This is a genomic window from Microbacterium phycohabitans (genome assembly GCF_032464935.1).
Taxonomy (GTDB): domain Bacteria; phylum Actinomycetota; class Actinomycetes; order Actinomycetales; family Microbacteriaceae; genus Microbacterium; species Microbacterium phycohabitans.
The window spans coordinates 133020-146473 of the sequence record NZ_JAWDIT010000004.1 but is presented as its reverse complement, the minus strand read 5'-3'; the positions used below and the strand labels follow the sequence as shown (position 1 = coordinate 146473).

Below are 13454 nucleotides of genomic sequence, written 5' to 3'. Positions count from 1 at the left end.
GCTGCGTCCCCCCGGCGAGCGCGTGCTCGGCCGCGGCCAGGCGCTCCGCCGTCGCCGAGGCGCCGCCGAGGAGCGAGACCGCGGAGGTCGATGCCTGCGCGGGCTCCACGACCGGGGCGAAGACCGCCGTGTGGGCGTCGGCGTCGGCGGCCTGCGCGGGGGCGCTCGAGGAGCGTGCGAACAAGCGCCCGCTCCGGCGCGAGCGCGGCAGCGCGGCGGGAGCGCCCGCCATGTCGCCGGTGACACCGTCGAGCTCGAGCTCGGCGAGGATGCGAGCCTCGTCGGCGTCGAGCACGTCGGTCATGTAGGGGTCGGGTTCGGCCTGAGGGCCCGCGTGGACCACGTCGGTGCGCTCCGGGTCGTCGAGCGTCCACTCGTCGGCGGCGCCATCATCGGGCTGCGGGGATTCGAGGGAAGAGGTCATGACGGGTTCACTCACACGAGGTTGGGGAGGAGGCGGATGAGCTGGTCGGAGACGAACACGCTCGCCAGCAGGAGGACGGGCGCGAAGACGATCCACGTCTTCTGCCACCCGACGCGGCGGTAGGCCCAGACGGCGACGAATTCCGCCGCAACGAGGAACTGCAGGGCGAAGACGAGCGCCCACACCGTCGTCATGTCGGTCGCGAGCGGCTTCGCCTGCGGGGAAAGGGTCATCGAGGTCGTCTGGCGGGTGCCGGCGGGCTTCGCCGTGCCCGTGGCGCGGGCATCGAGGTAGGCGACACCCGTGGGCAGGTACGGCGCCCCGCGCGCGGTCATCAGGATCAACCGGCTCTCGCCCCGCACCGGAGCCGGTGGTGTCGGATCCCCCGCGTAGCGGACGCCCAGCACCTCGAAGGTCTGCTCTCCCTGACCGGTGCGCACGGTGAAGGTCTCCCCCGGCTGGAGGGACTGCAGACGACCGAACGGCCCGCCGAACGCCGCGGCGCGCCCCATCACCACGCTCACCCCCGCCTGACCGGGAAGGACGGTGTCGCGTCGGTGTCCGGGCCCGCGCATGAGCACTCCCGAGGTCGTGCCCTCGGAGATCACTTCGTCGACGCCGAGACGCGGGATCGACAGGATGCCGACCGGAGCCCCGTCCGGAAGCAGATGGTCTTCGAAGTCGCCCTCGCTGACCGGCGCCGTCCCGGCCGCCAGCTGCATACGGAAGTCGTCGCGCGCCTGCTGCTGTGCGGCGAAGTGGGAGACGTGGCTGATGACGAGGAGGTTCAGCAGGAACACCAGCACCAGCACCGACAGAGACACGAGCATGCCGCGGAGGAAGACCTGACCCGGAGCCAGCGGGGCGTAGGCGGGACGCGGACGCGGGGGCCGACGGGGCGGTCGCGGCGGCGGCCCCGCGACCGGGCTGCCGCCCCGAGCGACCGCGCGCGGCATCGACTCGCCCGGGCGTGGAGCGTCGACCGGAGCGGACGCGATGGATGCGACGACGCCCGCCCGCCGGGATTCGACAGCGGGCAGCCCGACGGCACCGGAAGGTCGCGCCCCGATCGACGGGAGCGCCGCGGCCACCGCGCGGGCGGTATCGCCCAGCCGCGACCCGAACCGGTCGAGAAGCGTCACGGCGTCACCGCCACGGCGATCGCGGCACGGCGCAGCCCACCACGGATGACCTCCACGAGCGCCACGCTGACGACGACGAGCACGAGGAGGGAGATGAGCACCCAGGGGAACATCAGCGCCAGCGCGTCACGGGTGACCGGAGTCAGCGTCATCCCGTCCACGCTGTCGGGCGGGGTGACGGTGACATGGGTCGACAGCAGGGTCCACTGTCCGCCGTGCTGCAGGCGGGCGCTGACGACACGGGTCTCCCCCGGCTGCAGGGCGGTCACGGCGACATCGTCGACGGCGTCGAGGCGCTGCGGGAAGATGCTCGTGTCCATCCAGAAGTCCGCAGTCGCGTCGATGGGGGTCGACGAGGCGTTACGGATCGTGAACCACACGTCGACGACGCCCCCGGTCGGATCGACCGCGGGTGCCGCCGAGGCGTTCAACCCGCCGACGTAGAGCATTCCGGCGATGCTCACCTCGCTCGTCGGCGCGCTCCCGCCCCCCGCGGGGGAACCGCCGCCGGCTCCCGACGCCGGGGCGGGGACGGATCGCACCCCGCTCACGGAGGTGCTGCCCGAGCCGCTCGAGCCGCCGGCCGCGCTGCCCGGACCGCCTCCCGCGGGGGCGATGGGGCTGGGCGACGGCGTCGTGGAACCGTCGGTGATGGTCACGGTGAGGGTGCCGGAATCGTCGGCGGATGCCGCGGAGCCGAGGCCGAGCGACCCTGCGACGACCGCCAGGGCGAGGACGGCACGCGCGACGGCGATCCCGACGGGACGCGGCCGCCGGGCGCGGCTCACGAGCCGTCCGCCCGGGCCCCCACGAGGGCAGCGGCGTCGTCGGCCGCGGTGCGCGCGACGAAGTCCATCCACTCCTGGGCCCGCTCCTCGTCGCGACGTCGACGCCAGCGCATGAGCAGGATGACCGTGGCGGCGAGCACGACGGCGATGAGCACGGTCCACGGCACGGCGAAGGTGACGGCATCCCGGGTGATCGGGACCATCGTGAGCTGCATGGACGGATCGGGGGATTCGACGAACGGGTTGAGCACCGTGTGCGGGTTGAGGTAGAGCCACTGGCCGACACCGTCGACGGTGTAGTCGTAGCTCGCGCTGTTGCCAGGAAGGAGCACCGGGACGCCGCCCCCCTGCTCGCCCGTCGTCGGGATACCGAACCATGTGCCGACCCCCGAGGTGAGGTTGGCGGCGAGCGCGATGTTGCCGGGGTTGGTGACGGTGTAGCGCAGCCGCACGGAGCCGGAGAACGGATTCCACCACTCTCCCTCGTACGACGCGTCGTAACTGGTGAGCGAGAGCTGCGGCTGGAGATCTCCCGACACGCGCGCGAAGATCGCGGTCGCCACACGGCGGTCGACGGTGACCTGCGCGCCGCTCTCGATGACGGATGCCACGACCCCGCCGACATGATCGCCCGGCGTCGCGTCCGCCGGAACGGCGACGGTGAAGGTGAGCAGACGCACCTCCTGCGGTTCGAGCGAGAAGGTGGCGCGGTCGCTGCCGTCGTCGAAACGGATCCACCGCCCGACCGAGGTCGGCGCGGTCGCGGTGGGAAGGAGCGAGAACTCGCCGGCGTCGTCGTTGAACGCGTCGGTGGCATAGACGGTGAAGTCCTGGCGCGCTGTGCCGGTGTTGCCCACGAGCACACGGTCGGTCACGCTCTGACCGGGGTCGGCCGCGAAGGTGAACCGGGACCGGCCGTCGGGCCGGCCGTCCTCGCCCGCGGGGCGGGTGGCGACACCGACGGTGGCGGCATCGCCCTCGGCGGCGAGGATCGACGGTGAAGCGGACGCGGGGGCGGCGATCGCGGGAGCGGACGCTGCGCCGGGGGCGGACGCGGCGGACGCGACCGTCGGGAAGCACAGGAGGGCGGCGATCGCGGCGGTGGCGATCGATGCGGCGCCCAGAGCCGGGAAGCGGCGCCGCGAGGTCGAGGAGAGCACGTTCTATCTCCGCAGATGGGGGCGACGGAGGCGTGTCGCCGAGGTGAACGAGGGCTGATGGGCACGGATCGAGCGCGAGCGCTCGCCGGCGCAGGACCGCGCGGAGGGATCGATCCGATCCCTCCGCGCGGTCGGAGCGCGGGTCAGCTCACTTGGAGGTGAGAGTGACCGTCAGGGTCGACGTGTAGTCGCCCGTCTGCGCGTCCTTCGGAGCGGTGAAGGTGAGGTCGGCGTCGAAGAGCGCACCCGTGGTGAGCGTCGAAACGGCCGTGCTCGAGGCGATCTTCGAGCCCGTGCCCACGGTCACACCGGTGATGGGGGTGTAACCGGAGAACGCCTTCGGCGCCACCGCGAGAGCGGTCGCGGGGATCTCGTCGCCCGCACCGTTCGTGAAGGGGCTCCACGCGGCAGTGAGGTCCCAGCCCTTGAGGACGTTGCGGTCGTCGACGACGGTGACCTTGCCGAGGGGCTTGGTCACGCTCTTGTCGCGCGCGACGCTGCCGAAGTCCACCTTGGTGGCCTCGGCGTTGAGCGACCACAGATCGCTCGCGGTCACGGCGGCGGTCAGGTCGATGTTGTCGGCGACCGGGTCGCCCGACTCCGAGACCTTCGTGAAGGTGTCCCAGGCGAGGATGCCGAAGTCGGCGTCGCCGGGGGTCACGAGGGCGATCGTGTGCTCGCCGCCGGGGAGGCTAGAGATGTCGACCGAGAAGTTGCCGTTGCCGTCATCGGTCACCTGGCCCAGGTCGGTGCGCTCCGACCAGGCCCAAGCCTCGAGCGTCTTGCCCTTATTGGCTGCACCCGCGGGGACGACGACGGTCTTGGCGCCCTTGGCCGGGTCGGCGACGTCGACCTTGTTCGCCGAGGAGCCCGAGGGCTTGTCGGGTCCCGTCTTGCCGGTGGTGACGGTGCCCGAGAAGGCCTTCTCGGCGCTTCCCGCACTGTTCGTCGCGACAGCGGTGAAGCTGTACGCACCGCCGGCGGTGGGCGTTCCCGAAACGACGCCGGTGGACGCATCGAGGCGCAGGCCGGCGGGAAGCGAGCCGCCGTCCTTGATCGACCACGTGATCGGTGCGGTGCCGTCGGCGGTCAGCGTCTGCGAGAACGCGGTGCCGACGACCATGCCGTCGACAGTGCCGGTGACGGTGGTCGGAGCCGAGGCCGAGGGTCCCGAGCTCTGCGGGTCGAACGTCCAGTCACCACCGGGCTTGACGTGGATGCCGACGTACTTCACGCCGGCGTTGGCGATGTTGAGGCCGTTGTTGCGAGTCCACGCGAAGCCGAGGCTGAAATCACCGCCGTTCGCCTTGACCTGGGCCCAGTTGCCGAACAGGAAGCCCGAGAGCGTCAGGTTCGGCGACATGATGTCGACCGTGTTGGGGGTGAGCGCACCGTCGCTGGACGCGGTCCAGTCCGCCATGCTGTTCTCTTTGCCCGGCGGGGCGATGAAGTAGGCCACGCCGGTGGCGTCGGGGGTGCCCGGGAAGAGCACGGTGATGTCGTCGACGGTCGGTCCGGGGGTGGCCAGGACCTGCGAGTCCCAGTGCATGACGGTGTCGTCGGCGAGCAGGTGCCCGTCGCCACCGTCGAGGAGGTAGAACTGCGGCGCCGTCGTGGCGGCGTTCGCCGCGGTGGCCGAGAAGCCGCCCGCGAGAAGCGAGACCGCCGTCGCCGCGGCGACGATCGTCCCGAACTTCTTGATGTTCATGAGATGGAGTCCTTTTCCGTTCTCGAGGGTCACAGCGTCGCGAACGCGCGCTGGATGGTGGTGGTGGAGGGGGCGAGGAAGCCGAACTTCTTCTTCACGCCGCCCACGGAGACCGGCAGCGCGCCGAAGCTGGTGAGGCTGTTGGCGACCGACGGGTTGACGAGGTTCGCCAGGCCCGCGTCGTACTTGGCGTCACCGGGGACGATGCGCGCGTATTCGACAACCAGGTAGGTGTCGCGGCCGAAGGTCGCGTCCTTGTAGAAGTCGGTGTTGGGCACCAGGTTGGGCGCGGTGCCGGTGAAGGCGGGCTCACCGCCGACCGGCGAACCGAAGTTCACGCCCGAGGCGGTGGTCGTGTTGATGCCGGTGGCGCCGTTGGCCTGCGCGATCCAGCTGGCCGCGCTGAACGGGATGAGGTCGTTCGCGCCGAGCACCGACGCGTCGTTCTCGGGCGTGGTCCCGTTGGCGTCGGTGACGCACGAGCCGAGGGCGGGGTTGCCGATCGCACCGAGGAAGAAGTTCCGCGTGCCCGAACCGCTCTGGGGCAGGCGCGGCTTCACGGTGACGCCGCCGATGGAGGTGGTGGTGCACTCGTAGATGGACTTCAGCTGAGCGGCGCTCAGGGTGGCCCACGACGAGTCCCCACCCTTGTACGCGAAGCCGACGGCGTCGCGGGCGAAGGGGACGTAGGCCAGCAGACCGTTGGCGTTGGCGTTGGAGCCCGGGCCGCTGGAGGAGCGGGCGATGTCGACCTGACCGGTGATCGGACGGGTCGGCACCGCCGCGTTGCCGCTGTACAGCGCGCCGGTGATCGAGGCACGCAGGGCCGTGACGCCCGCGCCCGAACCGGCGGGGCGACCGAAGAACGGGCCGCCCTGCTTGGTCTGGATCGCCGTCGCACCGAACGCGTCGAAGTTGCCGAGCGTCTTGTTGTTGGACGTCACGCGAACCAGCGAGCCCGTGAGGGTCGTGCCGTTCGTGATCGCGTTGACGGAGTCCTGCAGCGTGTCGGAGCCGACCAGCGCGTAGCTGTTCGAGACCGGTTCGGCCGAGGCCATGGAGGCGACGCCGAACCCGGCGATCGCGATACCGCAGGCCGCGCCCATGGCGACCAGCTTCTTGAGCTTCAACTCAATGCCTTTCGATGTGTGATGCAGTGATGTGGGTCGGGTGTTCAGTTGGGAGAGGGCGGGTCGTGGGGGCGTCGGCGTCGTGACGTCAGAGGCGTCGACGGAGGCGGCCGAGCAGCGGGACGGCGAAGGCGGAGGCGAGACCGCCGGCCACGCTGACGGGGAGGGCGGCCGGCAGGGCGCCGAGGTCGGGATCATCGGGGGTCGTCGCTCCCGCGCGGGCCGGCGCGGGTGCTCCCGTCGCCGACGGGTCGGCGACGGTCGTGGCGGCGGTCGAGCCACTCGCCGTCACCGCTGCGGCGGGAGCACTTCCCACCACACCCCCGCTCGGGAACGGGATGCCGGCTACCGGCGTGGTCGACGACGCCGGCGTCGTCGCCACCGGGCCGCTCCCGGAGGTCGGCATCCGTCCCGCCTCGATGTCGTCGGCGGCAACCTTCGCGAGGTCGCGCCAGGCGTCGGGTAGCGGGAGGAAGCCCTGTGGGAGCTGCCCGATCGCCGTGCCGGGCTGCTGGCCGTCGGTGGCGGCGAATCGGATGAAGGCGGCGTAGCTGCGGCGGAGGTCGGCGTCCATCGCCTTCGGGTTGACCGCGGCGTACACGGGCATCGTGAGCGGGTAGGCGCCGCGCGCCGCGGCGGCCGCGGGGGACGCCGGGTCGAAGGAGACCACCTGCGCCTGGCCGGAGTCGGGCGTCATGGCCGCGGCCGCGGCGGCCATGGCATCCGTCGTCGCCCCCACGAACTCGCCCGCGGGATTCTTCAGCTCCGCCGTGACGATCTGATACCGCGCGGCGGATGCCGTATCGGTGACGGCGATCACCGTCTGGCGACCGGGCAGGCTCCGGTCCGCCTTGCCGTACTTCGGCGGCGTGGCGATCGGGTCCCAACCGCCGAGGGTGAGTCCGTCGCCGCGGAGCGTGTTGTAGGCGCCGGCATCGAGGTCGTTGACGTACGGCCGCCAGGTGACGAGGTTGACCGGTCCGGAGGCCGCGGTCGCGGCCTGCTCGATCGGATCGGCCTTGGGGAAGTCCTCGCGCGGCAGGATCATCGCCTGCTTCGACGCGTTCGCGTCATCGGTCGTCGCGCTCCACGGATTGACCGTCATGCCCCAGTCGTCGGGGGTGCCCTCGAGGAAACGCCGAGCGGACTCGTCGCTCAACACGTATTGCCAGATCGTGTACGCGGCATCCGATCGCCCCTGCGGGACGAGGGCATCGGCGAGCGACGCGGCCGCGAGCGACTGATACTTCCACTCCGGGTCGTTGATGGCGAGGAAGTCCGGGTCGCTGACGAGATTGCGCGGGTTGAAGACGCGTGTCCCCCCGTCCAGGTGACTCAGGTGATCGCGATCGGCGAAGGTCGGCAGAGAGTCGAGGTAGGAGTTGGTCAGCAGCTTGGCGACGAGCCGCGGCGTGAGTTTGAGCGATGTGAACGGCAGTCCGACGCGCGAGCGGTCCGCCTCGGGGACGGTGTCGTCACCGGGCCGGGGGTTGCGGTCGATCGCGAACGAGATGGCAGCTCCCGTCACCGCGACCGGGGCGTAACGGAGGGCGTCCGCGCCCAGACTCGGATCGAGTGGGCGGGAGGTGAGGGCGAGCGGCGCCGGGGCGGTCCCGTTGGCGGCGCGGGCGGCATCCGACTCGGCGCCGGTGATCGCCGAATACACCGATCCGCCCGCTTGGTTGCACACCGCCGGCTGCCACGACGAGATCGCGCGGCTGATCAATTCGCTCCCCGCGAGCTGGCGCTCGCTCGCGCCGATCGGACAGCGCACCCCGAGCGGCTTGAAATCGAGCTTCACCGCGATGCGGTGCTTCCAGGCATCCCAGAACAGACCCGACTTGGTGATGAAGGACGCTCCTGCGTCGGCCTGGCCGCGGGGCAGGATGACGAGCCAGCAGCTCGACCCCGACACGCTGCCGTCGGCGGCGGTGACCGGTGATCCGCAGCCGAGTCCCTGGGACTGCAGAGCGGTCTGCACCTCGAATTTCACCGAGCCGGTACCGTCACCACCTGAACCCGCCCAGGCGACCATGTTGGTGGTGTACTTCGAGAAGAACTCGTTCGTGTTCATGTCGGCCAGGACGTCTCTGCCCTCGGCGTCCTTCGTGTACGCGAACTTCCCGTCGGAGACGTTGGCGATCACGCGGCCGTTGGCCGCGCGGAACGGGATGGAGGTGTACGTGGGCGTCGCGAACCCGTCCCCGTAGACCGTGTAGGCCTTGTCCTGGTCGGCGACCGAGGCGTCGCTGTCGCGCGGATCGTCGCGGTGCGATCCGGGCACACCGCCCAGACCGTACTGGCAGGTCGTGCGGTCGGGGGTTCCGGGGTTCGCGGGGTCGTCGCCCCAGCACTGGAAGACCTGCAGGAAGTCGGCGCCGCCGATCTGCGAGCTGGGGACGGTGGAGGGTTTGCCCCCGGTCCACGACACGACGATGCCCTGCGACTCCAGCGCGCGGGTCTGCGACACCGTCACCGCCAGGTCGGGGAACGGGGCGTCGGCGGCGTCGGCGTCCTGCTCCTTGGCCGTGACGGTCACCGCCGAGGAGTCGTCGGCGACGGCGGCCTGACCCGTCGCGAACAGGGTGCCGCTCCCACCCGTGACACCGAAGATGGCGATGCCCGCGGTCACCCCGACCGCTGCCGACGCCAGCAGGCGACGCAGTCGGGCGATCGTCTCGTCGCGGCGTCGGGGCGACGACGCCCGTCGCGCTCGACGGCCCCCGGAGGGGGGCGCGGCGCGGAGACGCTGGCGCGGTTCAGTCACGGGGATTCCTTCTCGAACGGACGACTCGATCGAGCGTCGAGACCAGTTGACGGGCGGCGGGTGTCGGCGGGATGAACGCGGCGGTAACGAGGCACCGCCGCCGTGGGCTCCACGTGCGAACGGGTGAAAAGACCAGGTGAAACGGTCATCTCGGACGGCGAGCGTCGCGTGCGCGCCGGCCCAGGAACGGCGGGATGAGGATCGCGGCGACCACGAGCAGTCCCGCCGCGAGCATGATGAACTGCGGCGTACCCCACCCGTTCTCGGCGAGCGAGAACGGCGCCGAGACCGCGGCCGTCGCGCCGCCCGCAGCAGCGGCGGAGACGAGGTTGCCGTTGGCGTCGTACACCGGCTCCGCCGCGGTCGCCGCGACAGCCGCCCCCGCGGCAGCAGGATCGCTCGCGGCGGCAGCGTCGGACGCACCCGTCGTCCCGGCCGCGGCGGCGGCGCTGTTCGATCCCCCGCTCACCCCTCCCGCCCCGGTCGCCGGCGTCTGCTCCTGTGCGCCTCCGGTTCCCTCGACGCACTGGGTCGCACCCTTCTTGTCGCAGTCCGGCGGGGCCGGGGCGGTGAGGGCGAGCTGATTGTTCTCCGGAGAGTCCCCCGGCTTGAAAGTGGGGTTGTTGCAGTTCGCGAAGTCGACGCCCCCTTCGGTTCCGGGGATCTTCTTCAGCACGTCGGAGCCCGCCTGCACGAGGTTCATCGGCAGCGGCGAGTACCCCAGGGCCGACGCCTGCTGCTGCCCCTCGCAGAGCATGTAGGTCGCGAACCGGCTGAGCGTGCGCCCCTTCTCGGCCGTGAAGACCTTGTTCGTCTGCGTGGGCACGATCATGTAGGAGTAGCTCGACATCGGATACGCGCGCGGATCGGTGCTGTTGTAGACCCCGTCGAGGTTCTGCGTGAGGTCCGGGTTGATGGCCGCCGACATCAGGGCGACAGCGACCGACTGATACGTCGGCTCGACGTAGTAGCCGGCGTTGTTGAGCATCTTGACGACCGGGAAGCCCGACTTCATCGCGTACGAGTACTCGACGTAGGTGATCGCGCCCTCGCCGTAGTTCTGGCTGACGTAGCCGGCGACGCCGAGCGAGCCGTTCTGCCCCTTGAACGCCGGGGTCACCTGGGGGAACTGCGAGCGCATGCCGTAGGTCCAGACGCCGCCGAACTGCTTCGACATCCACAGGGTGAACTGCGCGCTCGTCCCCGATCCGTCCGAGCGGTAGACAGGGGTGATCGAGACGTCGGGCATCGCCAGCGCCGGGTTGTCGGCCTGCACGGCGGGGTCGTTCCACTTCGTGATCTGGCCGGCGAAGATCTTCGCGATCACCTCTCCCGACAGGCGCAGGTTGGTCACCCGCTTCCCGCCGATCTTGAGGTTGTACATCAGCGACGTGCCGCCGGCGACGATCGGCATGTAGGCGTATCCGGTGGTCGGCTTCTCGGGGGGCGAACCGTCTTCGGGCTGGCCCTGGAACGGGATCTCGCTGACCGCGAAGTCGACCGTCTGATTGATGAAGTCGTTGCGACCCGCCGACGACCCCGTGCCGGAGTAGTTGACGGTCATGCCGTAGTTGTTCGCGACGTTCTTGCGCCACTGATCGAGGGCGTTCTGCGACCACGTCGAGCCCGACCCCGAGATGGGGACGTACCCGTCGGCCTGCGCCGGGACGGGCACGAGGGCCACGAGCGTCACGACCGCGAGCGCGGCCGCGATGCGGCCCCAGTGACGACGAAGGTTCACGACGGGTTCTCCTCGGAGGATCGGGGGTGAGGGGCGGCGGTGCCGCGGCGGAACGGGAGACGGGATGCCGAACGGCTCGGCGCCGTGAGTCGGCGGGCGGCGCGGGAGAGGGCGGCGGCGCCGTCGGCCATCCGCCGGACGTCCCGTGCGGAGGCCGCAGCCGCGGCGCGGCGCTGACGGTCCGAGAGCTGTCCCGGGCCACGGCCGCCGATGAGGCGCGCGACGATGAAGAGGGTCAGCACGAGCAGGACGAGCGTGGCCGCCGCACCGAACCCGCGCGCGATCATGTTGGGCTCGGGCGACTTGACGAAGTCGAACACCTGCAGCGGGAGCGAGATCATCGGCCCCGAGAAGGGGTTGAGGTTCATCTGCGCCGTCACGCCCGAGGTCAGCAGCACGGGCGAGGTCTCGCCGATGCCACGCGCGGTTCCGAGGATGACCGCGGTGACCAAGCCCGAACGAGAGGTGGGGAGGACGACGTTCCACACCGTGCTCCAGCGGCTCGAGCCCAGCGCGTAGGACGCCTCGCGGAGGTTGTTCGGGACCAGGCGCAGCACGACGTCGGAGGCGCGGATGATGATGGGCAGCATCATCACGCTGATGGCGAGGGATGCCGCGAAACCCGAGCGCTCGTGCGTGATGAGCGTGACGACGGCGGCGTAGACGAACAGCCCCGCCACGATCGAGGGCAGCGCGGTCATGGCATCCGACACCGTCCGCACGAAGCGGGCGAACGGCCCGCCGATCTCGTTCAGGAAGACCGCCGTCATCACCCCGAGGGGGATGGTGATGGAGAGGGCGATGCCGATCTGGATGAGCGTGCCCACGATCGCGTGCGCGATGCCGCCCGTGGTCAGCGGATCGAGGGGTCCGGCCGTGGTCATCGTCTCGACGAAGAAATTGCCGTTCATCAGGGCGGAGGAACCACGGATGAGCGTGAAGAACAGGACGAACAGGAGCGCACCCAGCAGGATCACCCCCGCCGAATAGAACAGGGCCGTCACGATCCGCTCGCGCACGGCGAGGCGGTCGGCACGCAGCGACGACATGACCGCGTAGATCCCGAGGAAACCCACGAACGACAGCACGACCCACCCGATGGGGCCCGTCATCGGCGTCAGCCACCCAAACAGCAGCGTCGACACCGCGAGCGCCGCCGCCGCACTGCCCAGCAGGTCGAAGCGGTCGCCGAAGGGCACGGTCCGCAGATCGCGACGCTCGCCGACGTGACCGTCACGGAGCGGGATCGTGGTCCGGATCGGTTCGCCGGGGGTGCCCTCGTCGGCCAGAGGAGTGTCGGGGGTGACGATGGCCATCAGTTGCTCTCCGCCCCGGAGCGGCTCCGGGCCACGATCGTGGATGCCGTGAAGTTGACGATCAGGGTGATGATGAACAGCACGAGGCCGGCCGCCATCAGAGCCGACAGTCCGAACTGACTCGCCTCGCCGTAGCGGAGGGCGATGAGCGCCGAGACGGAGTTGGTGCCGGTCTTCAGCAGCTGCGTGTTGATGGAGAAGATCGGCGAGATGATCATGACCACCGCGATCGTCTCGCCCAGGGCGCGTCCGAGGCCCAGCATCGTGCCGCCGATGATGCCGCCCCGACCGAAGGGGAGCACCACCGCGCGGATCATCCCCCATCTCGTCGAGCCGAGCGCCAGAGCTCCCTCCCGCTCGCCGAGGGGGGCTTGCGAGAACGCCTCCCGCATGACCGAGGTCTGGGTGGGGACCACCATGAGCGCGACGACGATACCGGCGATGAAGGCCGACGAAGTGAACGCCCCCGCCTCGGTGAGGCGCGCGCCCGCGGCATCCGTGACCTGGAAGATCGGGATCCAGCCGAAGTAGGTGGAGATCCATTCGGCCACGGGGATGACGTTCGCCTGCAGGAAGAACACCCCCCACAGCCCGAACACCACACTCGGGACGGCCGCCATCAGGTCGACCATCGTGATGAGCAGGGACCGGAGGCGCGCAGGCACGATCTCGCTGATCAGCAGCGCCGTGCCGAGGGCGAGCGGGACCGAGACCGACATCGCGACGATGGCGATCGTGACGGTGCCGAACAGGACCGCGGCGACGCCGAAGGTGCCGGTCTCCGGCGACCACTCCTGGGTGGTGAGGAACGAAGGTCCCGCGACCAGGAGCGCATCTCCCGCGCGCGCCGTGAGGAAGACGCCCACGGCCAGCATGACGGCCACCGTGATGGCGCCCGCCGTGTAGGCGCTGCCGCGGAAGATCCGGTCGACCACGACCGGGGCGCTCTTGAGCGATCGCGGTTCGATCGGCCCCGCGGCCTGCCGAGGCAGGACCTCCGTGGTGATGTCGGTCATCGCGTTCTCCATCGAGCGCGGTCGGCCGTGCGCTGCCCCACGGTCCGGGGCGGGCGGAACGGGGGCGCGTGCGCAGGACCGGCGACGCGCGTCGCTCGTGTGCCGGGAACCGGCTCGGGGCAGCCGGTATCAGCGACGGTAGGAGCGGGCTGTGAACGCGGCCGGGACCGATCCCCCACACGCCCTGGCCGCCGAGTGAACGCCGAGCGAGCGAAGGTGAACGACGGACGTCGGCGGGCGCAGGGGCCGGGGGCGGGGGCGC

General features: G+C 70.8%; 9 protein-coding genes. All 9 read right to left on the bottom strand.

The window, feature by feature from the left end:
* Positions 1-435: 435 nt before the first annotated feature.
* The gene (locus tag RWH44_RS12000; RefSeq protein WP_316004743.1) at positions 436-1254 is read right to left on the bottom strand and encodes a sortase; all 819 of its coding nucleotides are present in this window, start codon (positions 1252-1254) and stop codon (positions 436-438) included.
* Between the two features lie 308 nt (positions 1255-1562).
* Positions 1563-2354, bottom strand: a complete 792-nt coding sequence (locus RWH44_RS11995) for a hypothetical protein (RefSeq protein ID WP_316004742.1) — start codon at positions 2352-2354, stop codon at positions 1563-1565.
* Positions 2351-3514 carry a COG1470 family protein gene (locus tag RWH44_RS11990; RefSeq protein ID WP_316004741.1) on the bottom strand — a complete coding sequence of 388 codons (1164 nt, stop codon included), beginning with the start codon at positions 3512-3514 and terminating at the stop codon, positions 2351-2353. Before RWH44_RS11990 ends, RWH44_RS11995 begins: the two co-directional genes overlap by 4 nt.
* Positions 3515-3662: 148 nt before the next feature.
* Positions 3663-5222 carry an Ig domain-containing protein gene (locus RWH44_RS11985; RefSeq protein ID WP_316004740.1) on the bottom strand — a complete coding sequence of 520 codons (1560 nt, stop codon included), beginning with the start codon at positions 5220-5222 and terminating at the stop codon, positions 3663-3665.
* A gap of 29 nt (positions 5223-5251) precedes the next feature.
* Complete coding sequence (locus tag RWH44_RS11980; RefSeq protein WP_298873555.1) at positions 5252-6352, bottom strand: hypothetical protein; 1101 nt, start codon at positions 6350-6352, stop codon at positions 5252-5254.
* Positions 6353-6440: 88 nt separating this feature from the next.
* Entirely contained in the window at positions 6441-9119 is a 2679-nt protein-coding gene (locus tag RWH44_RS11975; protein ID WP_316004739.1) for a hypothetical protein, read from the bottom strand.
* Positions 9120-9264: 145 nt separating this feature from the next.
* Positions 9265-10860 (bottom strand): phosphate ABC transporter substrate-binding protein PstS, encoded by a 1596-nt coding sequence (pstS, locus tag RWH44_RS11970; protein ID WP_316004738.1) that lies wholly within the window; start codon positions 10858-10860, stop codon positions 9265-9267.
* The gene (gene pstA, locus RWH44_RS11965; protein ID WP_316004737.1) at positions 10857-12176 is read right to left on the bottom strand and encodes a phosphate ABC transporter permease PstA; all 1320 of its coding nucleotides are present in this window, start codon (positions 12174-12176) and stop codon (positions 10857-10859) included. Before pstA ends, pstS begins: the two co-directional genes overlap by 4 nt.
* Complete coding sequence (gene pstC / locus RWH44_RS11960) at positions 12176-13192, bottom strand: phosphate ABC transporter permease subunit PstC (protein WP_298873563.1); 1017 nt, start codon at positions 13190-13192, stop codon at positions 12176-12178. Before pstC ends, pstA begins: the two co-directional genes overlap by 1 nt.
* Positions 13193-13454 lie beyond the last annotated feature (262 nt).